The sequence below is a fragment of the Streptomyces sp. NPDC085944 genome (assembly GCF_040686295.1).
In the GTDB taxonomy this organism is placed as follows: domain Bacteria; phylum Actinomycetota; class Actinomycetes; order Streptomycetales; family Streptomycetaceae; genus Streptomyces; species Streptomyces salinarius.
In genome coordinates this window covers 184,928-211,034 of the sequence record NZ_JBFBJX010000001.1, presented here as the reverse complement: position 1 = coordinate 211,034, position 26,107 = coordinate 184,928, and the positions used below count along the sequence as shown (strand labels likewise).

The window sequence follows — 26,107 nt, the reverse complement described above, 5'->3', positions numbered from 1 at the left end:
GTCTCTGCACGTGTTCCGCGCCTTGACGGCCATCCGGTCCGGCGACTGTTCGGTCTCGGTCATGCATGCATGATGCAGGCCTTCACGGACATCGGGGCGGGGCTGTGGACAACCCGGAAGCTGTGGACAACCAAGGCGGCAAAGGCCGTTACCAGCCGGTCCGCTGTGTCGTTTACCAGCCGCTCCGCTGTGTCGTTCCGGCCGCCGTGAAGGGCTGGTCCGTGCGCACGATCTCGCGTCCCAGCGGGAGCAGTGAGACGGGAATCAACTTGAAGTTGGCGATGCCGAGCGGGATGCCGATGATCGTGACGCACAGCATGACGCCGGTGACAATGTGACCGAGCGCCAGCCACCAGCCCGCGAGGACGAGCCACAGCACGTTTCCGATGCAGGAGGGCGCCCCGGCGTCGCGGCGCTCGACCGCCGTGTACCCGAAGGGCCACAGGGCGTAGACACCGATGCGGAAGGCCGCGATGCCGAACGGGATTCCGATGACCGTGATGCAGAGCAGCGCGCCGGCGAGCAGGTAGCCGAGGAACAGCCAGAAGCCGCTGAGCACGAGCCAAATGACGTTGAGGATGGTCTTCACTGCTGACGACCTGCCATCTTTTCGAGCCGGGCGATTCGCTCCGCCATCGGCGGGTGGGTGGAGAACATCTTCGAGAGCCCCTGCCCCGGCCGGAAGGGGTTGGCGATCATCATGTGGCCGGCGGTCTCGAGCCGGGGCTCCGGGGGGAGCGGGAGCTGTTTGGTGCCCAGTTCCAGTTTGCGCAGGGCGCCGGCCAGGGCCAGTGGGTCGCCGGTCAGCTGGGCGCCGGAAGCGTCGGCCTCGTACTCCCGCGACCGGCTGATCGCCAGTTGGATGACGGTGGCGGCGAGGGGTCCGAGCAGCATAATGAGGAGCATGCCCAGCAGACCGGGGCCGTCGTCGTCGTTGGACCGGCCCACGGGGATCAGCCAGGCGAAGTTGACCAGGAACATGATCACGGAGGCGAGGGCACCGGCGACGGAGGAGATCAGGATGTCCCGGTTGTAGACATGGCTGAGTTCGTGTCCGATGACGCCGCGCAGTTCGCGCTCGTCGAGCAGGCGCATGATGCCGTCGGTGCAGCACACGGCCGCGTTGCGCGGGTTGCGGCCGGTCGCGAAGGCGTTCGGTGCCTCCGTCGGTGAGATGTACAGACGGGGCATCGGCTGGCGGGCCTGGGTGGAGAGCTCGCGGACCATGCGGTAGAGAGCCGGGGCCTCGAACTCGCTGACCGGGCGGGCGCGCATCGCACGCAGTGCGAGTTTGTCGCTGTTCCAGTACGCGTACGCGTTGGTGCCCAGGGCGACGAGGACGGCGACGACGAGCCCCGCTCGGCCGAAGAAGCTGCCGATGACGATGATGAGCGCGGACAGTCCCCCGAGGAGTACTGCGGTCCTGAGCCCGTTGTGCCGGCGGTGCACGGTACGCCCTCCAAGTCGTGCAGCAGGGGAACCCTTTGCTTGCTGGTCTCGCTCGCTGTGGTTGCTTCCTGGTCTCCGGATGCCACTGGTGCCGTGGGTGACACGTCCAGTGGACCCTTCCGTACTGGTCAACGCCAGGCGAGGGTCACCAGTTCCCCGGCGCCCGGCGCGGCGCGTGTGAGCCGTACGGGTGACCGCCGTGGCGGGCGGCACGCACGCGTGGAGGGCGGGGGCCACACGCGCGCGTGTCCGGCGGCCGCGTTCAGAAGAGCCCGGTGTCGGCGAAACGCAGGATCAGCTGGGGTGCCCCGGACAGGGCGACGGCGAGGACGGCGGGCACGGTGATCGCGGCCGTGAGGGGGGCCGGGACACGGTGGCCGACGGTCGCCTCCTTGGGCGCCCGGAACAGCAGTGCCGTCCATTGGAGGTAGTAGAAGAGCGCAATCACGACGTTGACGGCCATGACGACGGCCAGCCAGCCGAGTCCGGCGTCGACGGCCGCGGAGAAGACCGTCACCTTGGCGAAGAGCCCGATGATGCCGGGCGGCAGTCCGGCGAGGCAGAGCAGGAAGAAGGCCAGGAGCAGGGCGGTGAGGGGGTTGGTGGCGTACAGGCCGCGGTAGTCCGCGACGCGGTTCAGGGCTCTCGTGCGGCCCACGAGCGCGGCCACCGCGAAGGCTCCGAGGTTCACCGCGGCGTACATGAGCGCGTAGGCGAGGGTGGAGCCGATCGAGCGTTCCGGGTCGTCGGAGTACGCGGCGGCGGCGATCGGCACCAGAAGGTAGCCGGCCTGGCCGACGGACGACCAGGCGAGCAGCCGGACCGCGCTGTACGCGCGCGTGGCCTGCTGGCGGAGGGCACCGACGTTGCCGACGGTCATGGTGAGCGCGGCCAGGGCCGCGAGGGCGGGGCCCCAGACGTCGGCGTAGGACGGCAGGGCGACGACCGTCACGAGGATGAGGCCGGAGAAGCCGACCGCCTTGCCGATCACGGACAGGTAGGCCGCGATCGGCAGCGGTGCGCCCACGTAGGTGTCGGGCACCCAGAAGTGGAAGGGGACGGCGGCCGTCTTGAAGGCGAAGCCGACGAGGGTGAGGACGACGCCGGTCTGGGCGAGGGTGGCGAGCTGGCCGTCGACGTGCTGGATGCGGTCGGCCACCTGGGTGAGGTAGAGGGTGCCGGTGGTGGCGTACACGAAGCTGATGCCCATGAGGCTGACCGCGGTCGCGGTGACCGAGGACAGGAAGAACTTCAGGGCCGCTTCCGAGGACCTGCGGTCGCCCTGGCGGAGGCCGACCAGGGCGAAGGCGGGCAGGGAGGCGACCTCGAGGGCCACGATGAGGGTCGCGAGGTCGCGGGAGGCGGGCAGGAGGGCGGCGCCGGCCGCGGAGGAGAGCAGCAGGAACCAGAACTCGCCCTCGGGCAGCCCCCGGTCGGCGTCCTTGACGGCGGTGACCGACAGGAGGGCGGTGAGCAGGGCGCCGCCGAGGACCAGGAACTGGATGGCGAGGGTGAAGGTGTCCGCGGTGTAGCTGCAGACGCCTGGCTCGCCGCTCTGGCAGAACGTCGAGCGGTCGTCGTTGACCAGGGGCAGCAGCATGAGGGCGGAGGCGGCCAGTCCGGCGACCGAGATCCAGCCGAGCAGGCTCTTGCGGGTGTCCTTGACGAACAGGTCGGTGACGAGGACGACGAGTCCCACGACCGCCGTGATGGTGGGCGGTGCGACGGCGAGCCAGTCGACGGACTGGACCAGGTTCTGGGCCAGCGGCTGCTGTGCGAGGGCCGCTTCGGCGAGGGGCTGGGCCGGGGAGCTCATCGGGTGCCTCCTGAGAGGAGCTGCTGCACGGCCGGGTCGGTCAGCCCGAGGAGGGTCCTGGGCCACAGTCCGGCGACGACGGTGAGGACGACGAGCGGGGTCCAGGCGGCGAACTCGTACGTGCGCACGTCGGGGAGTCGCGGCTGCGGGGCGTCCTGCGGTACGGCGCCCATGCAGACGCGGCGCACCACGATCAGCAGGTACGCGGCGGTCAGCAGGGTGCCGAAGGCGGCGACGGCCAGGAAGGTGAGGAAGGCGGGACGGCTCAGGCCCCGGGCCGGGTCGAAGGCGCCGAACAGCGCGAGCATCTCGCCCCAGAAACCGGCCAGGCCCGGCAGGCCCAGCGAGGCGACCGCGGCGAAGGCGAGCAGGCCGCCGAGGCGCGGCGCCTTGCCGTACAGGGCGTGTCCGGACTCCTCGGCGAGGGCGTCGAGGTCGGTGGTGCCGGTGCGGTCCTTGAGCGCGCCGACCACGAAGAAGAGCAGGCCGGTGATCAGGCCGTGGGCGATGTTGGCGAACAGGGCACCGTTCACGCCGGTCGGGGTCATGGTCGCGACGCCGAGCAGGACGAAGCCCATGTGGCCGACGGAGGAGTAGGCGATGAGGCGCTTGAGGTCGCCCTTCGCACCTCTCCTGGCGAGGGCCAGGCAGGCCAGGGAGCCGTAGATGATGCCGACCACGGCGAAGGCCGCGAGGTAGGGCGCGAAGGTCCGGAAGCCGTCCGGCGCGATCGGAAGGAGGATCCGGACGAAACCGTACGTGCCCATCTTCAGCAGGACGCCGGCCAGCAGGACCGAGCCGACGGTCGGCGCGGCGGTGTGGGCGTCGGGCAGCCAGCTGTGCAGCGGCCACATCGGGGCCTTGACCGCGAGTCCGATCCCGATCGACAGAACGGCGATGACCTGCACGGACGCGGTCAGTGACCGGCCGTTGTCAGTGGCGAGTGCCACCATGTCGAATGTGCCCGCCGTGATTCCGATCAGGAGCAGGCCGAGCAGCATGACGACGGAGCCGAGGAGCGTGAAGAGGATGAATTTCCAGGCGGCCCCGGCCCGTCCCTCGCCGCCCCAGCGGGCGATGAGGAAGTACATCGGGATGAGGACCATCTCGAAGGCCAGGAAGAACAGGATCAGGTCGAGGACGGCGAAGGTCGCGAGGGTGCCGGACTCGAGGACGAGCAGCAGCGCGACGAATGCCTTCGGGCTCGGGCCCGAAGTCCGCGGCGTCAGCCGGTCGTGTCGCTGCTTGAAGTACGAGTAGAGCGCGCAGAGGAAGGTCAGCAGCGCGGTCAGGACCAGCAGGGGGAGGGAGATGCCGTCGATGCCGAGGTGGATGCGCACGTCGAGTGCGGGGATCCAGCTGATGTCCGTGCTGGCCTGCATCTTCGACGGATGGTCGTGGTCGAAGCCGAGGACGAGGACGACCGCGGCGAGGAGGACGGCACCGGTGACGGTGACACCGTGCCGGAGCACGGCCTGCTCGGGCGACTTCCCCTTCAGTCCGGGCGGGGCCGGCAGCAGGGCGGCGACGGCACCGAGGAGCGGGCCGACGACGAGAAACGCGAGAAGGACCCGCATCACGGACTCGTTGATATCGATCACGCCTGCTCACGCTCCCGTGGCGACGAGGACGGCGGCGACCGCGAGGACGACGGTGCCGGCGAGCAGCGCGCTCACATAGGTCTGCACATTGCCGGTCTGGGCACGCCGTACGGCGGCCCCGAGCAAGCGGGGCAGGGCGCCCGCCGCGCGTACGTAGGTGTCGACGACCTCGCGGTCGAGGAACCGGACGAGGCTCGCTCCGGCCCGGACCGGGCGGACGAAGAGGGCCGTGTACACCGCGTCCAGGTGGAAGCCGGCCGCCGCGTGCCGGTGCACCGGGCCCAGCAGGAGCCGTCCCGGGTCGGACGGGTCCGGTGCCGAGGCGAGGTCGCCGTAGGCGGGCCGGTGGCTGGCGATGGCCTCGGCCTCCACCAGGCCGGCGTCGCCCTCGGGGTGGGCCGCGACCGCGCCCAGCGGGGTGCGGGCCGCGAGCGCCGTGGTGTGCCGCCAGGCGGCGTAGGTGACGATGCCGCCCACCAGGGCCACTCCCGTGCCGAGCACGGAGGTGGTCAGGGTCGGGGTGAGCGCGTGGCCGTCGAACCAGTCGGGCAGGAGGCGGAAGGTGAGCCCGCCCAGTGCGAGGGAGGGGATGGCGAGCGCCCAGAGCACGGCGTTCATGACCACCGGCTGCCTGCCGTGGTCGGGGGCCTCGGCGCCCCGGCCTCGGAAGGCAAGCAGCCACAGGCGGGTCGCGTACGCGGCGGTCAGCAGGGCCGTGATCAGACCGGCGACGAGGACGGTCCAGCCCGCGGCGCCGGGCGCGTGCCCGGTGTGGCCGGTGGCCACGTGCTCCGCGGCACCGAGGACGGACTCCTTGGAGAAGAAGCCGCTGAAGGGCGGGATCGCGGCGAGCGCGAGCAGGGCCACGGTCATCGTCCAGTAGGCGTCCGGGACACGGTCGCGCAGGCCCCGCATGCGGGACATGGCGGCCAGCGAGTTGGTGCCGGCGGCGTGGATGATCACGCCCGCGGCGAGGAAGAGGAGCGCCTTGAAGGCGCCGTGGGTCAGGAGGTGGAAGACGGCGGCACCCCGGTCGCCCGTGGCGAGGGCGCCGGTCATGTACCCGAGCTGTCCGATCGTCGAGTAGGCCAGGACGCGTTTGATGTCGTCCTGGGCGAGGGCGGCCAGTGCGGAGCCGACCATCGTGACGGCGGCCATGACGGCGAGGACGACCATCGCGGCCCGCGAGGCCTCGAAGAGCGGAAGGAGCCGGGCGACGAAGTACACACCGGCGGCGACCATCGTCGCGGCGTGGATCAGCGCCGAGACGGGCGTCGGGCCGGCCATCGCGTCGGGGAGCCAGGTGTGCAGCGGGAACTGCGCCGACTTGCCCGCCACACCGGCCAGGAGGAGCAGTGCGATCAGTGTCGGGTGGTCGAGCGAGCCACTCGCGACCGCGCCGAGGATTCTGGTGATGCGGAAGGAGCCGGCCTCGGTGGCCAGCGCCAGCAGGCCGATCAGGAAGGGGACGTCGCCGAGCTTGGTGACCAGGAAGGCCTTGAGGGAGGCGGCGCGCGCCTCAGGGGTCTCCCAGTAGTGGCCGACCAGGAAGTAGGAGCAGATGCCCATGACTTCCCAGCCGACCAGCAGCACCATCAGGTCGCCGGAGTAGACGACGAGGAACATGGCGGAGGTGAACAGGGAGACGAGAGCGGCGTACGAGGCGTAGCGCGGGTCGTCGCGCAGGTAGCCCGTCGAGTAGATCTGCACGCAGGTGGCGACGGTGCCGACGAGGACGGCGACGAGGGCGGCGAAGCCGTCGATGTGCAGGGCGAGTTCGACGGGGACCGAACCGGTCGGCGTCAGCTCCGTGACGGCGTTGACGGCCCCGCCGCCGCCCTGGCGGGCCGCGACGACCACGGCGAGGGCGAGGGCCGCCAGGGCCGGCAGGACCGCGAGGGGACGGACGAATCCGGGCGCCGCCCGGCCCAGCAGGAGACCGGCGGCTGCCCCGATGAAGGGGAGGAGGGGGACGAGTACGGCGAGGGTGGTCGTGGTCACGCGGTGGCCTCAGCCTTCTCGGCGGCCGTCCCGGTCGCGGGGGTGTCGGTGTCGGGGCCGTCCGGCTCGTGGCCCTCGGCGGTGTCGCGGAGCTTGTCGATGTCCGAGGTGCCGCGGTTGCGGTGGACGGCGAGGACGATCGCCAGGCCGATGCCGATCTCGGCGGCCGCGATGGCGATCGTGAACAGGGTCAGGGCCTGGCCGGAGTGCAGGGTCTCCTCCGCGGCCCTGCTGAGCCAGACGTCGAAGGCGACGAGGTTGAGGTTGACGGCGTTGAGCATCAGCTCGACCGACATCAGGACCAGGATCGCGTTGCGGCGGGCGAGGACGCCGTAGAGGCCCGTGCAGAAGAGGAGGACCGAGAGGACGGCGGGATAGGCGAGGTGCATCAGCGGGCACCTCCCGTCTGGGAAGTGCCGGAGCGGGAGACGCCGGACAGGGAGGTGCCCGACGGGGAGGCCCCGCCCCGGGACCCTTCGCCGCCCCGGGACGCTTCGCCGGCGCGGGTCGACTTGGCCTTGCGGGACAGGACGATGGCGCCGACCAGGGCGGCGAGGAGGAGGACGGAGAGGGCCTCGAAGGGGAGGACCCAGTTCTGGAAGAGGCTCGCTCCGGTGGCGGCGGTGGAGCCGGTGGCCGGACCGTCCAGGTCGATCCAGGTGGTGCGGAAGGCGTCCACGACGACCCACACCAGGGCCGCCGCGGAGGCCACGGCCACGGTGAGGGCGGCCCAGCGGTTGGCGGAGTCGGCGTCCGGGGACCGGCCGATGGGCGCCCTGGTGAGCATCAGCCCGAACAGGATGAGGACGACGACGGCACCGACGTAGATGAGGACCTGGACCCAGGCGATGAACTCGGCGGTGAGCAAAAGGTATTCGACGGCCAGGCCGCCGAGGGCCACCACGAGCCAGAGCGCCGCGTGGACGAGCTGACGGGTGGTCACGGTGACGACGGCGGCGCCGAAGGTGACCAGGCCGACGAGGAGGAAGGCGATCTCGACACCGGTCGGGGAGAGGAATCCGTGTGATGCGGCGGCAAGGGTCATGTCCGGTCCTCCTGGCCGGGCCCGTCCGTCTCCTGCTGCGCGGCCAGCTTGTCGGCGGCCTTGCGGGCGGCGGCGAGTTCCTTGGGCTCCTCGGCTCCGGGGTCGAGGGCGGGCGGGGCCGGCACGGTCCACATCCACTCGCGCAGCTTGTCGCGCTCGTGGGTGAGGTCGCGGATGTCGGTCTCGGCGTACTCGAACTCCGGGGACCAGAACAGGGCGTCGAAAGGACAGACCTCGATGCAGATACCGCAGTACATGCACAGGGCGAAGTCGATGGCGAAGCGGTCGAGGACGTTGCGGCTGCGGTCGCGTCCGCCCGGGGTGGCCGCCGGGACCGTCTCCTTGTGGGAGTCGATGTAGATGCACCAGTCGGGACACTCCCGGGCGCACAGCATGCAGACCGTGCAGTTCTCCTCGAACAGGCCGATCACGCCGCGGGTACGGGGCGGCAGCTCCGGCTGGGCGTCCGGGTACTGCTCGGTGACGGTCTTCTTCGTCATCGTGCGCAGGGTGACGGCCAGGCCCTTGGCCAGGCCGCTGCCGGGGACGGGGGCCATTACGCGATCACCACCTTGACGATGCCGGTGAGGGCGATCTGGGCGAGGGACAGGGGGACGAGGAGGGTCCAGGACAGCTTCTGGAGCTGGTCCTCGCGCAGGCGCGGATAGGTCACGCGCAGCCAGATCACGACGAAGGCGAGGACGGCCGCCTTCAGCAGGGTCCAGACCCAGCCGAGGCCGTCGGCCCCCCAGGGTCCGTGCCAGCCGCCCAGGAAGAGGACGGTGGTCAGACCGCACAGGACGACGATCCCGGCGTACTCGGCGAGGAGGAACAGGGCGAAGCGCAGACCGGTGTACTCGGTGTAGGCACCGAAGATGATCTCCGAGTCGGCCACCGGCATGTCGAACGGGGGCCGTTGCAGTTCGGCCAGCCCGGCGACGAAGAAGACGACCGCCCCGACGATCTGCCAGGGCAGCCACCACCACTCGAAGGCGTCGAGGATGCCGACGAGCGAGACGGTACCGGCGGCCATGGCCACGGAGGCCGCGGTCAGCAGCATCGGGAGTTCGTACGCGAGGAGCTGGGCGGCGGTACGCAGACCGCCGAGGAGGGAGAACTTGTTGGCGGAGGACCAGCCGGCCATGAGCGAGCCGAGGACGCCCACACCCATGACCGCCAGGACGAAGAAGACGCCCGCGTCGACGACCTGACCGACCGCGCCCTCTCCGGGCCCGACGGGGATGGCCAGGAGGACCAGGAGATACGGCAGCAGGGCCACGGCCGGGGCGAGCTGGAAGATGCGACGGTCCGCGTCGGCGGGAACCACGTCCTCCTTCTGCGCGAACTTCACGCCGTCCGCGACGAGCTGGGCCCAGCCGTGGAAGCCGCCCGCGTACATCGGGCCCAGGCGGCCCTGCATGTGCGCCATGACCTTGTGTTCGGTCTGGCCGACGATCAGGGGGAACGCGAGGAAGACGACGAAGACGGCCAGGAGGCGCAGGGTGACGTCGAGCGCGTCGTTCACTGCGGGCCTCCTGGCGGGTTCGGTGGAGTGCGGGGGACGTCGGACTCACCGGCGGTGTCGGACGCTCCGGAAGCGTCCGGACCTGCGGATGTGCCCGGCTCCTCGGGGGCGTCCGACTCCTCGGAGTGGCCGGACGCTTCGGAGGGGGCCCGCTCTCCGGAAGGGGCCCGCTCTCCGGAGGGGGCCCGCTGTCCGGAGGTGTCCGGCTCTCCAGAGGGGGCCGGCTCGTTGGGAGTGTCCGGCTGTCCGGAGGGGGCCGGCTCGTTGGGAGTGTCCGGCTGTCCGGAGGGGGCCGGCTCGTTGGGGGTCTCCGTCCCGTCGGGAGTGTCCGGCGGCTGCTGGGATGCTTCCGGCTCCCCCTCCGCCGCCGCAGGCTCGTCGAACGCCGGGCGGGCGTGGTGCCAGGGGGCGTCCGGACTGCGCGGTGTCGAGGTCGCCGGCTCGCGGGCCGGTTCCTCGGTGGGCGAGGCTTCCCGCTGGCTCGCCGAACCCTGCGACGCGCTCCGGGCACGCCGGGGGCGGACGTTCCCGGCGACGTCCCGCTGCTCGGACCCGGTGCCGACCGTGGGCCCGTCCGTGGGTCCGGCCATCGAACCGTCCGTCGGACTACCCGTCGGACTGCCCGCCGAGTCGTCCGTCGGACTACCCGTCGGGCTGTCCGTCGCGCCGCCGGTCGGGCCGGTCGCGCCGCCGGTCGGGCCGGTCGCGCGCTGGGACGCGGAGCCCTGGCTCGCGCTGCGCGACCGCCGGGGCGCCGGTGCGGCCGTCGGCTCGCCCGCCGGGGAGGCCTGGCTGACCGAGCCCTCGGCCGCCGTACGGGAGCGGCGCGGTGCGGCCGGGGTCTCGGTGCCGGGCGTCTGCTGACCGACGGAGCCCTCGGCGGCCGTACGGGTACGGCGGGCCGGGCGTTCGCCCGCCGCCCGCCCCGCGCCTCGTGCCGGGCGGGCCGGGGCGGGCGGCAGCTGGCCCTTCAGCGGGCCCCACTCGTTGGGATCGGGGACACCCGGCGGCAGCATCTGGCGCCGGCGGGGACCACCGTGGTCGGACTCGCCGGGCTCCTTGGCCCCGGGCCAGGCCTTGGCGACGCGTGCGGCAAGGACGAAGTCCTTGCGCAGCGGGTGGCCCTCGAAGCCCTCCGGCAGGAGCAGGTGGTCGAGGGCGGGGTGGTCCTCGAAGGCGACGCCGAACATTTCGTGGGTCTCGCGTTCGTGCCAGGCGGCGCCCGCGTACACCCCCACGGCGGTGGGCAGGACCGGTGCCTCGTGCGGGACGGTCGTACGCAGCAGCAGCCGGCGTACCGGTCCCAGCGCGGCGACGTGTGCCGCGACGCGGAAGCCGACGCCCGGTTCGTCGACCGCGCTCAGCCAGTCGAAGTACGTGCAGCCCAGCCGGTCACGCGCCGTCTCCAGGGCGGTGATCCAGGAACCGGGCGGCACGTCGACGGTCAGGAGGTCGTACGACTCCTCCGCCGCGGCGTCCGCACCGAAGAGTTCCTCGGCGCCGGCGGGCAGCCAGCCGACCGCGGTCATCGTCCCTCCCCCGCGTCGGAGGGCGGGGCGGGCGGCCGCACCGGGCCGCTTTGGAGCGCGGCCGTCGACGGCCGGGGCGAGGCGCCGTACCGCTCCCCCAGGGACTCCCGCGCGATCTTCTCCTGGAGCTTGAGGATCCCCTGGAGCAGCGCCTCGGGGCGCGGCGGGCAGCCGGGAACGTAGACGTCGACGGGGATGATCTGGTCGACGCCCTTCGTCACGGAGTAGGAATCCCAGTAAGGGCCCCCGCAGTTGGAGCAGGCGCCGAACGAGATGACGTACTTCGGCTCGGGCATCTGCTCGTAGAGGCGTTTGACGGCGGGCGCCATCTTGTCGGTCACGGTGCCGGAGACGACCATCAGGTCGGCCTGGCGGGGGCCCGGTGCGAACGGGATGACGCCGAGCCGGATGAAGTCGTGCCGGGCCATGGACGCGGCGATGAACTCGATCGCGCAGCAGGCGAGACCGAAGTTGAAGACCCAGAGCGAGTAGCGGCGGCCCCAGTTCAGGACGACTTTCATCGGCTCCGGGGCCAGGCGTGCGAGCGTGCCCAGCCGTTTGGGCTCGGGCAGCGGCACGGGCCCGGGTGCGGTGGCGGGCACCGGTCCAGCGGCGGGTGCGGGAGATGAGGGGTTCACGTCCACGACAGGACGCCCTTCTTGTATGCGTACAACAGGCCCACGGCGAGGAACCCGAGGAAGATGAACATCTCCACGAGGGTCGTGGCGCCATAACCAGGGTCGGCGAAGACCGTCGCCCAGGGGAAGAGGAAGATCGAGTCGACGGCGAAGATGACGTAGAGGAACGCGTAGACGTAGTAGCGGACCTGGGTGTGCGCCCAGCCCTCTCCTACGGGGTCGACGCCGCATTCGTAGGTGAGCAGCTTCTCGGGCGTCGGGACCACGGGTCGCAGCAGGCGCCCGGCGCCGAAGGCGACGGTGACGAAGAGCACCCCGACGACGGCGAGCAGGCCGACGACCGAGTAGGACTGGAAGTAGTCCGCGGCGAGCCCGACGGTCGCATCGGCGGTGGTCACGGCGCCGGCGGTCGCCCCGCCGACGGTCGGTTCCGGCACGTGCGCCCTCGCTCCCTGTCGTGAACGTCGTGAACATCACGAACATTGTGAAACGTCGTGAAGCCGCTGTTCCTCTTGGTGCTGCCGTTCGACGATCTGTACGCACGGGAGTCTAGAGCCTGATAAAGAGACGGTAAGCAGCCCGTCGTACGTTGAGACGGGGGTGGGGTTTTCCTCAGTGCGTCCCGGCGGTCCACCTCATGGCGCCGCGCCGCGCCGCACGGCACGCTGACGTGTATGACCGAACGCCTCTCGACCTCGAGCCTCGCCCGGGCCACCGGCGCAGCGGCCGACGACCGCCTTCCGCCGGCCCGTTTCGCCTACGACCGGCACACCTGGAAGGAGATCGCCCACCTGCTGGCGAACTTCCCGGCGGCGCTGCTCGGCTTCGTCTACGTCGTGACGATGCTGTCCGTCGGTGTGGGACTGACGGTCACGGTGATCGGGCTCCCGCTGCTGGCGGCCGGTCTGCTGGGCGCGCGGCAGTTGGGCAAGCTGGAGCGGGCGCGGGCCCGGGCGCTGCTCGGAGTGCGGGTGGACGAACCGAGTCCGCTGCCGTGGCGGGGCAGGCGCGGCTTCTTCGCGCAGTTGTGGATGTCCTTGAAGGACCCGGTGGGCTGGCGCACGGTCCTGTACGACGTCATCCGGTTTCCCTGGGGCGTTCTCACCTTCGTCACCACGTTGACGTCGTTGTTCGTGCTGTGGCCGGTGCTCCCGTTCATCGCACGAGCCCTGACCAACGTCGACCGGGCGATGGTACGCGCTCTGCTGTCGCCGTCCGACGAGCTGGAGCGGCGGATCGCCGAGCTGGAGTCGGACCGGGGGGTCGTGGTCGACACGGCCGCGGCCGACCTGCGGCGCATCGAGCGCGACCTGCACGACGGGGCACAGGCCCGCCTGGTCAACCTCGCCATGGGGCTCGGTCTGGCGAAGGAGAAGCTTCTGGAGGACCCGGACGCGGCGGCGGCCATGGTGGACGAGGCGCACGGCGAGGTGAAGCTGGCCCTGCAGGAGTTGCGGGACCTGGCCCGCGGCATCCATCCCGCCGTCCTGACCGACCGGGGTCTGGACGCGGCGCTCTCCTCGGTCGCCTCCCGCTGCACCGTGCCGGTCAAGGTGACCGTCGACCTGACGGAGCGCCCCGCGGCCGCCATCGAGGGCATCGCCTACTTCACGGTCTCGGAGCTGCTCCAGAACGTCAGCAAGCACAGCGGCGCCAGGTCGGCCTCCGTGGAGGTGTGGCGGTCGTCCGACCGGCTGCTCATACAGGTGGGGGACGACGGCCGCGGCGGCGCGCGCCTCGACGGCGGGACGGGGATGAAGGGCCTCGCCGACCGGCTGTCCGCCGTCGACGGTCTTTTCGTGGTCGCCTCGCCGGAGGGCGGCCCGACGACGATCACGGCCGAGCTGCCGTGGCGCGACCGTACGCAGGCCGACGCGGCCGGCTCCGCACCCGGGAGGTAGGGAAAACCCCCCTTCCCGGACGCCGACGGGCTCCATTGGCCGGGGCGGGGCGGTCCAGGAGGGTGGAGATACGACGGATCAGCCGTAGGGCGACGAGGAGAGGGACGGCACCGATGGCCACGGATTACGGACAGAGTTACGGACTCGGAGACGGGTCCGGCTTCCCCGGGGACACCGGTGCGCGGCGCCACCGGCTGCCGGTGGGGCTGCGGGCGCCGTTCGAGGCGCGCAGCTGGCGCGAGTTCGGCTATGTCCTGGCGGGGCTGCCGGTCGGCATCCTGCTCTTCACCTACGCGGTCACGATGGTGTCGCTGGGAGCGGGCCTGCTCGTGACGTTCCTGGGCGTGCCGGTGCTGGCGGCCGCGCTCGCCGGGTGCAGGGGCTTCGGGGCGATGGAGCGGGCGCGGGCCCGGGCCCTGCTGGGGCTGCGGGTGTCCGACCCGGAACCGCTGCGGCCGAAGAAGCAGGGCGCGATGGGCTGGATGGGGGCCGTACTCAAGAGCGGCGTCTCCTGGCGGAGCCTACTGTACGCGCTGGTGCAGTTCCCGTGGTCGGTGTTCTCGTTCGTCGTCGCCGTGAACTTCTGGGCGGTGGGGTGGGCGATGCTGACGTACCCGCTGTGGTTCTGGGTGTTCCCGATGTACGCCGGCCAGGACGGGCTTCAGCTGTACGGCGACGAGACGCACCGGGTCTACCTGGACAACCCGTTCGAGATCACCGTGACGGCGCTGGTCGGCCTGCTGGTCACGCTGGCGACGCCGTGGCTGGTGCGGGCGCTGACGACGGTGGACCGGGTCATGGTGCACGGGCTGCTCGGGCCGTCCCGGCTGGCGACGCGGGTCGTGGAGCTGGAGTCGGACCGGGGGGTCGTGGTCGACACTGCCGCGGCCGACCTGCGGCGCATCGAGCGCGACCTGCACGACGGGGCGCAGGCCCGCCTGGTCAACCTCGCCATGGATCTGGGGCTGGCCAAGGAGAAGCTGAAGGAGGACCCCCGGGCCGCGGCCGTCATGGTGGACGAGGCGCACGGCGAGGTGAAGACGGCGCTCCAGGAGCTGCGCGATCTCGCTCGGGGCATCCACCCCGCGGTGCTGACCGACCGCGGTCTGGACGCGGCGCTGTCGGCGGTCGCCTCGCGCTGCACCGTGCCGGTGCGGGTGGAGGTCGACCTGGCCGAGCGCCCGGCGTCGGCGATCGAGGGCATCGCCTACTTCACGGTCTCGGAGCTGCTCCAGAACATCAGCAAGCACGCGCGGGCCACGTCGGCCGCGGTGGAGGTGTGGCGGGTGGAGAACCGGCTGCTGCTCCAGGTCGTGGACAACGGCGTGGGCGGCGCGCACGCGTCCGCCGGCTCCGGGCTGGCCGGCCTGGCGGAACGGCTCGACGCGGTGGACGGAATCCTCGTGGTGGACTCGCCGGTCGGAGGGCCGACGCGGATCACGGCGGAGCTGCCGTGGCGCCCCGAGCCGACCACCGGCTGAGCCGCCGAGACCGGGCCCTCGCCGGGGTCGTCCCCGGCCCCGGCGGCGCCCACTCCGGCTTGGGCGCCCGCGCTGACCCGGGCGCTGGTTCGGCGGCCCGGGGCCCCGGTCCCGGGCCCCGGCGCGGACGCCGTCGTCTGGCCGTCGTGTCGCACGGGCCGCGCAAGCCGCGGCCGCCACCGGACGCCCCTACCGCCGCCGGCCCGCCCCGGCTCCTCCTCCCTCCCCCTCTCCACGCCCCCGACTCCCCCTCCCGTCGGCTCCTCCCCCTCGGCCCCTCCCCCGGCCGTCCCGGCTGGTTCGGCGTGGTCGAGAATCGGCCATCGTGCGGTCGAACCCGGACCGTCGCCCAGGACTTCGCGTTCCCTTTCCGTTGCCTGAAGGCGTCGGGCCTCGGATGCTGGAATGCTGGACCTGTCGCACGGACGGTTCGTGGACGCGGCGCGGGCCGCGCGGACCGGGAGGTGCAGGGGCTGTGGGGGGCCGAGGATCGTGGAGGACAGGGTGCGGGTGGTCATCGCCGAGGATTCAGTGCTGCTCCGAGAGGGGCTGACCCGGTTGCTGACCGACCGCGGGCACGAGGTCGTGGCCGGTGTCGGCGACGGTGAGGCACTGATCAAGACCATCACCGAGCTGGACGCGCAGGGCGAGCTGCCGGACGTCGTGGTGGCGGACGTGCGGATGCCGCCGACGCACACCGACGAAGGGGTGCGGGCCTCGGTGCGGCTGCGCAAGGCGCATCCCGGTCTCGGCGTGCTGGTGCTGTCGCAGTACGTGGAGGAGCGGTACGCGACGGAGCTGCTGGCCGGTTCCAGCCGGGGCGTCGGCTATCTGCTCAAGGACCGGGTGGCCGAGGTGCGGGAGTTCGTGGACGCGGTCGTGCGCGTGGCGCAGGGCGGTACGGCACTGGACCCGGAGGTGGTCGCGCAGCTGCTCGGGCGCAGCCGCAAGCAGGACGTGCTGGCGGGGCTCACCCCGCGCGAGCGGGAGGTGCTGGGGCTGATGGCCGAGGGCCGGACCAACTCGGCGATCGCCCGGCAGCTCGTCGTGAGCGACGGGGCCGTCGAGAAGCACGTCAGCAACATCTTCATGAAGCTGGGCCTGTCCCCCAGCGACGGTGATCACCGCAGGGTGCTCGCCGTGCTCACGTATCTCAACTCCTGACATCAGCGGCGCACGCCTCAAAAGCACCGGCCCGGGCCCGGTACCTCGACGCTCATCCGGACGAATGAGAAACCGGAGGACGGCAGGGTGCGTCCTCGTCGGTGCCAGGGGCGGGAAGCCTTGGAAACACAGGGCCGCGGGCCGTCTCGAAGTCGTGTCCATCATGCGAATGTCCACCGGAAGTCACGGTGTGCGGACGTAGTGTTGACCCCGGGACGGTCGGTGGGAGACCAGTCCCCGGACAGCCGTCCCGAGGGAGGTCCAGTAAGTGACCAGCCAGGTCAGCAGCCCAGCGGAGCAGACCGACGGAACCGACGAGACCGTCGTGGGAGCGCAGCGCAAACCGGTCGGGGCGAAGGACGTCCGCCGGCTGGACCGGGTGATCATCCGGTTCGCGGGGGACTCGGGCGACGGGATGCAGCTCACCGGCGACCGTTTCACCTCGGAGACGGCGTCGTTCGGCAACGATCTTTCGACGCTGCCGAACTTCCCGGCCGAGATCCGGGCGCCCGCCGGCACCCTGCCGGGTGTCTCGTCCTTCCAGCTGCACTTCGCCGACCACGACATCCTCACGCCGGGCGACGCGCCCAACGTGCTGGTGGCGATGAATCCGGCCGCGCTGAAGGCGAACGTCGGCGATCTGCCGCGCGGCGCGGAGATCATCGTCAACACGGACGAATTCACCAAGCGGGCGATGCAGAAGGTCGGCTACGACACCTCGCCGCTGGAGGACGGTTCCCTCGACGGCTACCGGCTGCATCCGGTGCCGTTGACGACCCTGACCGTCGAGGCGCTCACGGAGTTCGACCTCAGCCGCAAGGAGGCCGAGCGCTCCAAGAACATGTTCGCGCTCGGGCTGCTGAGCTGGATGTACCACCGGCCCACCGAGGGCACGGAGAAGTTCCTGAAGTCGAAGTTCGCGAAGAAGCCCGACATCGCCGCCGCCAACATCGCGGCCTACCGCGCGGGCTGGAACTTCGGTGAGACCACCGAGGACTTCGCGGTCTCCTACGAGGTGGCTCCGGCGGCGACGGCGTTCCCGCCCGGCACCTACCGCAACATCTCCGGGAACCTGTCCCTGGCCTACGGCCTGATCGCCGCGTCCCGGCAGGCGGACCTGCCGCTGTTCCTGGGTTCGTACCCGATCACCCCGGCCTCGGACATCCTCCACGAGCTGAGCAGGCACAAGAACTTCGGCGTGCGCACCTTCCAGGCGGAGGACGAGATCGCCGGGATCGGCGCGGCGCTCGGCGCGGCCTTCGGCGGCTCGCTGGCGGTGACGACGACGAGCGGTCCGGGCGTGGCGCTCAAGAGCGAGACGATCGGGCTCGCGGTGAGCCTGGAGCTGCCGCTGCTGGTGGTGGACATCCAGCGGGGCGGCCCGTCCACCGGTCTGCCGACCAAGACGGAGCAGGCCGACCTGTTGCAGGCGATGTACGGGCGCAACGGCGAGGCACCGGTGCCGGTGGTGGCCCCGCGCACCCCGGCCGACTGCTTCGACGCCGCCCTGGAGGCGGCCCGTATCGCCCTGACCTACCGCACGCCCGTCTTCCTCCTCTCCGACGGCTACCTCGCCAACGGCTCCGAGCCGTGGCGGATCCCCGAGCCGGACGAGCTGCCGGATCTGGCGGTGCGTTTCGCGCAGGGACCCAACCACACCCTGGACGACGGCACCGAGGTGTTCTGGCCGTACAAGCGCGACCCGCAGACCCTCGCCCGGCCCTGGGCGGTGCCGGGAACCCCGGGTCTCGAGCACCGGATCGGCGGCATCGAGAAGCAGGACGGCACCGGGAACATCTCCTACGACCCGGCCAACCACGACTTCATGGTCCGCACCCGGCAGGCCAAGGTCGACGGCATCGAGGTCCCCGATCTGGAGGTCGACGACCCGGACGGCGCGCGGACGCTGGTGCTGGGCTGGGGCTCGACGTACGGCCCCGTCACGGCGGCCGTGCGCCGGCTGCGCACCGCCGGTGAGGAGATCGCCCAGGCCCATCTGCGTCACCTCAACCCCTTCCCCGCCAACCTCGGCGCGGTGCTGCAGCGGTACGACAAGGTGGTGGTCCCGGAGATGAACCTGGGTCAGCTCGCCACCCTGATCCGGGCGAAGTACCTGGTCGACGCCCAGTCGTACAACCAGGTCAACGGCATGCCGTTCAAGGCGGAACAGCTCGCCACGGTCCTGAAGGAGGCCATCGATGGCTGACGGCAACGCACTGCTCCAGCTCGTGCCGAAGGCCGAGGGCAAGCAGTCCATGAAGGACTTCAAGTCGGACCAGGAAGTGCGCTGGTGCCCCGGCTGCGGCGACTACGCCATCCTCGCCGCCGTGCAGGGCTTCATGCCCCAGCTCGGCCTGGCGAAGGAGAACATCGTCTTCGTCTCCGGCATCGGCTGCTCCTCCCGCTTCCCGTACTACATGAACACCTACGGGATGCACTCCATCCACGGCCGCGCCCCCGCCATCGCCACCGGGCTCGCCGCCTCGCGCCGGGACCTGAGCGTGTGGGTGGTCACCGGTGACGGCGACGCGCTGTCCATCGGCGGCAACCACCTGGTCCACGCCCTGCGCCGCAACGTCAACCTCAAGATCCTGCTGTTCAACAACCGGATCTACGGCCTGACGAAGGGCCAGTACTCCCCGACCTCCGAGGTCGGCAAGATCACCAAGTCGACGCCGCTGGGGTCGCTGGACGCGCCGTTCAACCCGGTTTCGCTGGCCCTCGGCGCGGAGGCGTCCTTCGTCGCGCGGACCGTCGACTCGGACCGCAAGCACCTCACCGAGGTCCTGCGGCAGGCCGCCGAGCACCCGGGCACGGCCCTGATCGAGATCTACCAGAACTGCAACATCTTCAACGACGGCGCCTTCGAGGCCCTCAAGGACAGGGAGCAGGCCGAGGAGGCGGTGATCCGCCTGGAGCACGGGCAGCCGATCCGCTTCGGCACCGACGGGGCCAAGGGCGTCGTACGGGATCCGCGCACCGGTGATCTGGAGGTGGTCACCGTCACCGCGGACAACGAGGCGGACGTCCTGGTCCACGACGCCCACTCCGCGTCCCCCACCACGGCCTTCGCGCTCTCCCGCCTCGCCGACCCGGACACCCTGCACCACACGCCGATCGGCGTGCTGCGCTCGGTCCAGCGCCCGGTCTACGACACGCTCATGTCCGAGCAGCTCGACACCGCCGTAGAGCGGGACGGCAAGGGCGACCTCGCCGCGCTGCTCGCCGGCAACGACACCTGGACGGTCGTCGGCTGACACAGGACCCCGCCGTTCACAGCACGCACGAGGGGCCCGGACGCATCCCGTCCGGGCCCCTCGTGCTTACTTCAAGGTAAGTACCTTACTTCAAAGTGGGCACTTTCATTTAGTTAGCGTTGCTCTTAGGGTTAGTGGCAACACACCCCCACTAGGAGCCCTGAAACCATGAGCATCGTCGTCACCGGAGCCACCGGACACCTTGGCCGCCACGTCGTGCGGCAGCTGCTGGAGAAGGTGCCGGCCGACCAGGTCACCGCGGTCGTCCGGGACCGCGACCGGGCCGCCGACCTCGCCGCCCTCGGGGTACGGCTCGCGGTCGCCGACTACAACTCCCCCGAGACCTTCGACGGCCTGTTCGCGGCCGGCGACCGGGTCCTGCTGATCTCCGGCAACGAGTTCGACAAGGGCCGCGTGCGGCAGCACACGGTCGTGATCGACGCGGCGAAGAAGGCCGGCGTCGCCCTGCTCGCCTACACCAGCGCCCCCGAGAGCCTCAAGGCGGCGCTCGCCGACGACCACCGCGCCACCGAGGAGGTGCTGGTCGGCTCCGGCGTGCCGTACGTACTGCTGCGCAACGGCTGGTACCACGAGAACTACACCGAGCAGCTCGCCCCGGTCCTGGAGCACGGCGCCGTCGTCCAGGCGGCCGGCGAGGGCCGGGTCTCCTCCGCCTCCCGCGCCGACTACGCGGCCGCCGCCGTCGCCGTGCTGACCGGCGAGGGACACGAGAACTCCTCGTACGAGCTGGGCGGCGACGAGGCATGGAGTTTCGCCGAGTACGCCGCCGAGCTGAGCCGGCAGACGGGCCGGGAGATCGTCTACAACCCCGTCTCCGTCGAGGCCTACACCGGCATCCTGACCGGCGCCGGGGTGCCCGGGCCGCTCGCGGACGTCTTCGCGGGCGTGGACGCCGCCATCGCCAAGGGCGAGCTGGTCGTCTCCACCGGAGACCTGTCCCGGCTGACCGGCCGCCCGACGACGCCGCTCGCCGAGGCGGTCGCCACCGCACTCAAGGACTGACCTCCGCCCTTCCCCACCCCCCCGCCTGTCATGACCGTATTGCGATACGGGCATGACAGGCGGCCGGGTACGGCGCTACCTTCGTCCTGGCATGCCTCCCCGTCCCCGGCATGCCGTGTGCGAGAAGGAGGTGCCCGTGGCCGGGTCGTCCAGGAGCGAGCAGCGCATAGGCCTGCTGAACGGCATCGCGGCGTACGGGATGTGGGGGCTCGTCCCCCTGTTCTGGCCGCTGCTCAAGCCCGCCGGGGCCGGTGAGATCCTCGCCCACCGGATGGTGTGGTCCCTCGCCTTCGTCGCCGTCGCCCTGCTCTTCGTACGGCGCTGGGCCTGGGCCGGCGAGCTGCTGCGCCAGCCCCGCAGGCTCGCCCTGGTCGCGGTGGCCGCCGGGGTCATCACCGTCAACTGGGGCGTCTACATCTGGGCCGTGAACAGCGGCCACGTCGTCGAGGCCTCGCTCGGGTACTTCATCAACCCGCTGGTCACCATCGCGATGGGCGTGCTGCTGCTCAAGGAGCGGCTGCGGCCCGCGCAGTGGGCGGCGGTCGCCACCGGCTTCGCGGCCGTGCTCGTCCTCACCATCGGCTACGGGCAGCCGCCGTGGATCTCGCTCTGCCTCGCCTTCTCCTTCGCCACCTACGGACTGGTGAAGAAGAAGGTCAACCTGGGTGGCGTCGAGTCGCTGGCCGCCGAGACGGCGATCCAGTTCCTGCCGGCGCTCGGCTACCTGCTGTGGCTGGGCTCGCAGGGCGAGTCGACCTTCACCACGGAGGGCCTCGGCCACGCGGCCCTGCTCGCCGCGACCGGCGTCGTCACCGCGATCCCGCTGGTCTGCTTCGGCGCGGCGGCGATCCGCGTACCGCTGTCCACGCTGGGGCTGCTGCAGTACCTGGCGCCGGTCTTCCAGTTCGCGCTCGGCGTCCTGTACTTCCACGAGGCCATGCCGCCCGAGCGCTGGGCGGGCTTCGGGCTGGTCTGGCTGGCGCTGACGCTGCTCACCTGGGACGCGCTGCGCACGGCTCGCCGGACCGCGCGGGCGCTGCGGGAGCAGCTGGACCGGGCGGGCGCGGGCGTCGCGCCGGCCAAGGGGGACGCCGCGGCGCGCGAGCAGGGCGTCGTGGCCTCCGGAGCGCCGGCCCCGGCCTCCCTCACCGCCCCGGACACGTCGGACGCGTCGGACGCGTCCGAGCAGCACGACGTCGGGGCGGCCCGGCCGTAGCTCCGGGCGGGGCGCCGGATCAGCGCTTCTTTGGTGTCTGCCGCGCGCGGTGTGCCCGGACCTTCTCCCGGTTGCCGCAGTGTTCCATCGCGCACCAGCGGCGGCGTCCGGGGCGCGAGGTGTCGACGAACAGCAGATGGCAGTCGTGGGCGCCGCACTCGCGGATCCGGTCCGCGTACGGACCGGTGAACAGCTCGATCGCGTCGCGCGCCACCGTGGACAGCAGGCGGGGGCCCGTGGCACCCGGGGCCCAGCCGCGGGTGCCGTCCGGTTCGAGGCGGGTGACGAGCGAGGGCTCGGCCGCCGCGGCGTTGACGGCGTCCAGGTGCCCGGGGCGGAGCGGCCGTCCGTGGGCGCGGTCGGCGGCGAGGAGGAAGAGGGCGTCGCGCAGGGTCCTGGCCCGTGCCACGTCCGTCCGGTCCACGGTCAGGTCCAGTCCCTCCGGCAGCCGACTGCGGTCGGTCCAGGCCACCAGGTCTGCGGGCTCGTGCAGCACCTCCCAGCGCGCGAAGGCGCCGGGCCCTCCGGTCGTCAGCAGTTCGAGGCAGAGCGCGCCCGGGTCGAAGCGGTACGGCTTGCCCTCGTGGGACACGAGCGTCAGTCCGGGTGGACGCCCCCGGGACGGGCTCGACGCTTCCGGCCGGTCCGTCCCCGGTCGTACCGCCCCCGCCCGCCGTTCCGCCCGAATCGGCGATTCCACTACCCGCTCCCTCATGAAACCAGTATAAGTGGTTACATGACATCGACCTCAAGACCTGCTCCCCTGCACTTCAAGATCGTCGTCGACGCGGCCGCCCCGCACGCACAGGCGGACTTCTGGGCCGCGGCCCTCCACTACGAGGTGGAGGACAACAGCGCGCTGATCGAGAAACTGCTCGGCTTCGGGGCGGTACCGGCGGAGCTGACCGTCGAGTCCCACGGCCGCCGCGCCTGGCGGGACCTCGCCGCCGTACGACACCCCGACGACCCGGTCCAGGAGGAGAGCGGCACCGGACTGGGACGGCGGCTGCTGTTCCAGCGCGTGCCGGAGGCCAAGACCGGCAAGAACCGGCTCCACCTCGACGTGCACGCGGCGGACGGGCGGCGCGCGGAGGAGGTCGCCCGGCTGCAGGCGCTGGGGGCGAGCGTGCAGCGAGAGGTGAAGGAACCGGGCGGGGAGTGGGTGGTGATGACGGACCCGGAGGGAAACGAGTTCTGCGTCCACTAGGGACCGGCGCCGTCCGGGGCGGGGCGAGAGGGCTCCGGTATGCGAGACTCCGTGGCCGAATAGCGGTCTTGACGGCGGGTCAGTCACGCCCGCACCATCCAGGCACCCCATTCACTGCGGAGTCCTCCCCCAGGGACCCCCTAGGAATTCGGAGCCCCCCACATGAAGCTCCTCCTCTCCGGGCGTGCGCTGACAGCCGCCGCCGTCGCCGTCGCCACACTGGTGACCGGCGGTTCCGCCGCCGGCGCGGCGTCCGCGCCGACGCACCCGGCGGCCGCCGCGGCGCCCGACATATCGCTCACCAACGTCAAGGCCCACCTGGCGCAACTGCAGTCGATCGCCACGGCGAACGGCGGGAACCGCGCCCACGGCCGCGCGGGCTACCGGGCCTCGCTCGACTACGTGAAGGCCAAGCTGGACGCCGCCGGGTTCACCACCCGCGTCCAGCGGTTCACCGCCTCCGGCCGCACCGGCTACAACCTGATAGCCGACTGGCCCGGTGGCGACGCGGATCAGGTTGTCATGGCCGGGTCACATCTGGACAGTGTCACCTCGGGGCCCGGCATCAACGACAACGGTTCCGGCTCCGCCGCGGTCCTGGAGACCGCGCTCGCCGTCGCCCGGTCCGGCTACCAGCCCGGCAAGCACCTGCGCTTCGCCTGGTGGGGCGCTGAGGAGCTGGGGCTCGTCGGCTCCCGCACCTACGTCAACAGCCTCGGCTCGGCCGAACGCGCCAGGATCAGCGGCTATCTGAACTTCGACATGATCGGCTCCCCCAACCCCGGCTACTTCGTCTACGACGACGACCCCACGATCGAGCAGACGTTCAAGGACTACTTCGCCGGCCTCGGCATCGCCACGGAGATCGAGACCGAGGGCGACGGCCGCTCCGACCACGCGCCCTTCAAGAACGCGGGCGTCCCCGTGGGCGGCCTGTTCAGCGGCGCCGACTACCGCAAGACGTCCGCGCAGGCGGCCAAGTGGGGCGGCACCGTGGGCCGGCCCTTCGACCGCTGCTACCACTCGTCCTGCGACACGACCGCCAACATCGACGACACGGCGTTGGACCACAACAGCGACGCCGTCGCGTACGCGGTCTGGGAACTGTCGCAGTAGGAACGGCGGCCCCGCCCGGCCCGGGTCAGCCCACCTGGGCGCGGGCGCGGGCTCGTTCGGTGAGGCGGCCCATGCGGGTACGGGCGGACTCCAGTTCCTCGGCGTCCTCGGCAGCCGGGCCGTCCTCGGCGGCGAGTTCGCCCCACAGGCCGACCAGGTCGTGCCCCAGTTCCAGGCCCCGTGCCGGGTCGCGTACGCCCCGCCAGGCGGTCGCCGCGCTCTGCACGTTGCCGTACGCGGCCTCGGCATCGCCCGAACGCCGGTGTATCCGGGCCAGTTCCAGGGAGAGCTCGAAGGCACGGTCCGGGTCGCCCGACAGGTAGGCGATGTACGCGGCGAGTTCGCGGAGCCGCAGTACCTCGGGGTGCTCCGGCCCCAGCGTGGCCGAGGCCTCCGTCACCGTCCGCTCCGCCAGCCCCGCCGCGGCCTCCGTACGGCCCTCCTTGACGGCCTCGTTGATACGGGCCGTCGGCTCCGCGAGCAGCGCGGGACTGGTGGCGTCGCCCGGCGCGGTGAGCGGCGCGTCCCCGAGCACGGCCTCGGCCACGGCGTCGAACCCGCGGGCGGGGGTGGGCTTGGGGTCCGGGTCGTGATGGAGGTCGGGTCGGGGGCCGAGGTCCGGGGCGGGGGCGGCCCCCGTGGACACGGGTGCGGGTGCGGAGTCGGCGGGCGGCTTCGGGCCGGCGGGCGGCCGGGTGACGGCGACCGGGCCGGGTACGGGCAGCGGCTCCGCCTCTTCCGGGGCGCCGGTCGTGGCGGCACCGTCCATGCGGGGCGGCGGCCCGAAGACGCCCCTCGGCGGTGCCACCGTGCCGGGTGGCGTGCCCCCGGCCGGTGTCGGCAGAGCGCGGAGCGTGAAGGTCGGCGCGCTGTCCCCGACCGGCGCCACCGAGCGCAGTACGCGCGTGCGCCGGTCCTGCCGTACGGGAGCCTCCTCGGGTTCCTCCGGGGTCGGGCCCGTCGGCACCGGGCCCGTAGGCACCGGGTCCGTCGGCACCGGGTCCGTCGGCACCGGGTCCGCGGCGAGGTGGCTGGAGCCGTCCGGGTCGACCCGGAGGGGGACGGAGTAGCCGACGCGCCGGTCGTGGATGGTGGCGAGGACGGGGTGGCCGGCGGCGAGGGCGAGGCGGTGGAGGCGGTTCAGAACGGCGTTCTGGATCTCCTCGCCCGGGGCCGCCACCACCAGTGCGCCGTCGACCGAGGCGCCGCGTACGCCGGGGCCCCCCTCCGGTACGCGGACGTCGATCGGCGTCGCCACGGAATCGGGCGAGCGCTCGGCGTGCTCGTGCTCCCGTTGGTTGTCGCTGCCGAGTCGAGACATCGCTCCCCCACTCATCGGCGGCTTCCGTCGGCGGTTTCGTTCCCTGCCGTCCAGAGCCTGTCATGCCTGTCGTGCACCTACCGTCGAGTCTCTCCGCTCGCTCCCGGTTCTCAGGTCACCGGGGTGTCACAGGCTCGTTCCAGGTGCGGGGAAGCCGTCGGCGGGCACGCCCCGCCCGTCGGCGGCTTCCCGGGCATCAGCGGCCGGACGGGCCCGGGCGGGCTGGGGACGGGGGCGCCGGTGCGGCCGGGCGGGGGATGCCGGCGGCCGTGCGGAGGGTGTGCGCACGGGCCGCGGAGAGGGCGGTGAGGTGGGCGGGCACGGTGGTGCCGAGACGGGCCGCCACGGCCCGCGGCATGCGCGCGGCCCGGGACAGGTCGCCCTGGACCTGCGACCGGAGCAGGGCGGTCTGTGCCGGCCGCGCGCCCTGCCGGTCCCCCGAGGCGGACACCCCTGCCGTGCTCACGACCGCGCGCACGGTCGCGGGCCGCACGGGGATCGGCGCGGCACCCCGGGCGGCTGCCCCCGGCGCGCCGCTGCCCGGCGAGCGCAGTGCCGCCGCCCGGGACGCACCGGCGTACGCCTCGCCGCCGCCCGCCCGCGCACGTCCGTGCCGGGGCGGGCCGCCGCCGGGTGTGACGGGGCGCCAGCTCGCGGTTCCGGTCAGTTCGTTGAACGTCACCTCGACGCGCGGGCGCGGCGAGCGTCTCAGGGCGGCCTCCCGCCGAGGGCTCCGGTGCCGCTGCTCGGCGGGGGCAGCGGCCGCCGGACCGGACCGCCCCGGTGGGCCCTGATGCGTGAAGGGGCCCCGCGGGGG

At 72.1% G+C, this 26,107-nt stretch carries 24 protein-coding genes; 9 read left to right on the top strand and 15 right to left on the bottom strand.

Going from position 1 to position 26,107, the window contains the following annotated elements; all coding sequences use genetic code 11:
• Positions 1-172: 172 nt before the first annotated feature.
• The 12 genes from AB0P07_RS01005 to AB0P07_RS00950 all read right to left on the bottom strand — a co-directional run bounded on the left by AB0P07_RS01005 (position 173) and on the right by AB0P07_RS00950 (position 12,041).
• The gene (locus tag AB0P07_RS01005; RefSeq protein ID WP_365543332.1) at positions 173-589 is read right to left on the bottom strand and encodes a YccF domain-containing protein; all 417 of its coding nucleotides are present in this window, start codon (positions 587-589) and stop codon (positions 173-175) included.
• On the bottom strand, positions 586-1,449 hold the full coding sequence (gene htpX, locus AB0P07_RS01000; protein ID WP_365543329.1) for a zinc metalloprotease HtpX: 864 nt from the start codon (positions 1,447-1,449) through the stop codon (positions 586-588). Before htpX ends, AB0P07_RS01005 begins: the two co-directional genes overlap by 4 nt.
• Positions 1,450-1,711: 262 nt before the next feature.
• On the bottom strand, positions 1,712-3,265 hold the full coding sequence (locus AB0P07_RS00995; protein WP_365543326.1) for an NADH-quinone oxidoreductase subunit N: 1,554 nt from the start codon (positions 3,263-3,265) through the stop codon (positions 1,712-1,714).
• A complete protein-coding gene (locus AB0P07_RS00990) occupies positions 3,262-4,866 on the bottom strand; it encodes an NADH-quinone oxidoreductase subunit M (RefSeq protein WP_365543323.1) in 1,605 nt (534 codons plus the stop codon). Before AB0P07_RS00990 ends, AB0P07_RS00995 begins: the two co-directional genes overlap by 4 nt.
• 6 nt (positions 4,867-4,872) lie before the next feature.
• The gene (locus tag AB0P07_RS00985) at positions 4,873-6,867 is read right to left on the bottom strand and encodes an NADH-quinone oxidoreductase subunit L (protein ID WP_365543320.1); all 1,995 of its coding nucleotides are present in this window, start codon (positions 6,865-6,867) and stop codon (positions 4,873-4,875) included.
• Positions 6,864-7,256: an NADH-quinone oxidoreductase subunit NuoK gene (gene nuoK / locus AB0P07_RS00980; protein WP_365543317.1), complete on the bottom strand. Its 393-nt coding sequence runs from the start codon at positions 7,254-7,256 to the stop codon at positions 6,864-6,866. Before nuoK ends, AB0P07_RS00985 begins: the two co-directional genes overlap by 4 nt.
• Entirely contained in the window at positions 7,256-7,912 is a 657-nt protein-coding gene (locus AB0P07_RS00975; RefSeq protein WP_365543314.1) for an NADH-quinone oxidoreductase subunit J, read from the bottom strand. Before AB0P07_RS00975 ends, nuoK begins: the two co-directional genes overlap by 1 nt.
• Positions 7,909-8,469 carry an NADH-quinone oxidoreductase subunit I gene (locus AB0P07_RS00970; protein ID WP_365543311.1) on the bottom strand — a complete coding sequence of 187 codons (561 nt, stop codon included), beginning with the start codon at positions 8,467-8,469 and terminating at the stop codon, positions 7,909-7,911. The genes AB0P07_RS00975 and AB0P07_RS00970 overlap by 4 nt, the downstream gene beginning before the upstream one ends.
• On the bottom strand, positions 8,469-9,437 hold the full coding sequence (locus tag AB0P07_RS00965) for a complex I subunit 1 family protein (RefSeq protein ID WP_365543308.1): 969 nt from the start codon (positions 9,435-9,437) through the stop codon (positions 8,469-8,471). The genes AB0P07_RS00970 and AB0P07_RS00965 overlap by 1 nt, the downstream gene beginning before the upstream one ends.
• Entirely contained in the window at positions 9,434-10,966 is a 1,533-nt protein-coding gene (locus AB0P07_RS00960; protein WP_365543305.1) for an NADH-quinone oxidoreductase subunit C, read from the bottom strand. Before AB0P07_RS00960 ends, AB0P07_RS00965 begins: the two co-directional genes overlap by 4 nt.
• Positions 10,963-11,568 carry an NADH-quinone oxidoreductase subunit B family protein gene (locus tag AB0P07_RS00955; protein ID WP_365543302.1) on the bottom strand — a complete coding sequence of 202 codons (606 nt, stop codon included), beginning with the start codon at positions 11,566-11,568 and terminating at the stop codon, positions 10,963-10,965. Before AB0P07_RS00955 ends, AB0P07_RS00960 begins: the two co-directional genes overlap by 4 nt.
• 32 nt (positions 11,569-11,600) lie before the next feature.
• A complete protein-coding gene (locus tag AB0P07_RS00950) occupies positions 11,601-12,041 on the bottom strand; it encodes an NADH-quinone oxidoreductase subunit A (protein WP_365543299.1) in 441 nt (146 codons plus the stop codon).
• A 237-nt stretch (positions 12,042-12,278) separates the two neighbouring features.
• Here AB0P07_RS00950 and AB0P07_RS00945 point away from each other — a divergent pair, with 237 nt between their 5' ends.
• From AB0P07_RS00945 to rarD, 7 genes are all read left to right on the top strand, one after another.
• Entirely contained in the window at positions 12,279-13,505 is a 1,227-nt protein-coding gene (locus tag AB0P07_RS00945; RefSeq protein ID WP_365543296.1) for a sensor domain-containing protein, read from the top strand.
• 113 nt (positions 13,506-13,618) lie between these two features.
• On the top strand, positions 13,619-14,986 hold the full coding sequence (locus tag AB0P07_RS00940; RefSeq protein ID WP_365543293.1) for a sensor domain-containing protein: 1,368 nt from the start codon (positions 13,619-13,621) through the stop codon (positions 14,984-14,986).
• Between the two features lie 504 nt (positions 14,987-15,490).
• Complete coding sequence (locus AB0P07_RS00935; protein WP_007443820.1) at positions 15,491-16,150, top strand: response regulator transcription factor; 660 nt, start codon at positions 15,491-15,493, stop codon at positions 16,148-16,150.
• A 268-nt stretch (positions 16,151-16,418) separates the two neighbouring features.
• The gene (locus AB0P07_RS00930) at positions 16,419-18,356 is read left to right on the top strand and encodes a 2-oxoacid:acceptor oxidoreductase subunit alpha (RefSeq protein ID WP_365543290.1); all 1,938 of its coding nucleotides are present in this window, start codon (positions 16,419-16,421) and stop codon (positions 18,354-18,356) included.
• A complete protein-coding gene (locus AB0P07_RS00925) occupies positions 18,349-19,407 on the top strand; it encodes a 2-oxoacid:ferredoxin oxidoreductase subunit beta (RefSeq protein WP_365543287.1) in 1,059 nt (352 codons plus the stop codon). The genes AB0P07_RS00930 and AB0P07_RS00925 overlap by 8 nt, the downstream gene beginning before the upstream one ends.
• Before the next feature lie 168 nt (positions 19,408-19,575).
• Positions 19,576-20,430, top strand: a complete 855-nt coding sequence (locus AB0P07_RS00920; RefSeq protein WP_365543284.1) for an SDR family oxidoreductase — start codon at positions 19,576-19,578, stop codon at positions 20,428-20,430.
• A 136-nt stretch (positions 20,431-20,566) separates the two neighbouring features.
• Positions 20,567-21,646 (top strand): EamA family transporter RarD, encoded by a 1,080-nt coding sequence (rarD, locus tag AB0P07_RS00915; protein WP_365543282.1) that lies wholly within the window; start codon positions 20,567-20,569, stop codon positions 21,644-21,646.
• Between the two features lie 19 nt (positions 21,647-21,665).
• Here rarD and AB0P07_RS00910 read toward each other — a convergent pair whose 3' ends face one another.
• Positions 21,666-22,238 carry a CGNR zinc finger domain-containing protein gene (locus AB0P07_RS00910; protein ID WP_365543279.1) on the bottom strand — a complete coding sequence of 191 codons (573 nt, stop codon included), beginning with the start codon at positions 22,236-22,238 and terminating at the stop codon, positions 21,666-21,668.
• A gap of 144 nt (positions 22,239-22,382) precedes the next feature.
• Between AB0P07_RS00910 and AB0P07_RS00905 the strand changes: the two genes are divergently transcribed.
• Both AB0P07_RS00905 and AB0P07_RS00900 read left to right on the top strand, forming a co-directional pair.
• Positions 22,383-22,853, top strand: coding sequence for a VOC family protein (locus AB0P07_RS00905; RefSeq protein WP_365543276.1), 471 nt, complete (start codon positions 22,383-22,385; stop codon positions 22,851-22,853).
• A 162-nt stretch (positions 22,854-23,015) separates the two neighbouring features.
• Complete coding sequence (locus AB0P07_RS00900; RefSeq protein ID WP_365543273.1) at positions 23,016-23,969, top strand: M28 family metallopeptidase; 954 nt, start codon at positions 23,016-23,018, stop codon at positions 23,967-23,969.
• Positions 23,970-23,994: 25 nt separating this feature from the next.
• On the opposite strand, the gene AB0P07_RS00895 is transcribed toward AB0P07_RS00900, so the two are convergent.
• Positions 23,995-25,290, bottom strand: a complete 1,296-nt coding sequence (locus AB0P07_RS00895; RefSeq protein ID WP_365543270.1) for a tetratricopeptide repeat protein — start codon at positions 25,288-25,290, stop codon at positions 23,995-23,997.
• Positions 25,291-25,486: 196 nt separating this feature from the next.
• Complete coding sequence (locus tag AB0P07_RS00890; RefSeq protein WP_365543267.1) at positions 25,487-25,972, bottom strand: hypothetical protein; 486 nt, start codon at positions 25,970-25,972, stop codon at positions 25,487-25,489.
• Positions 25,973-26,107: the final 135 nt, after the last annotated feature.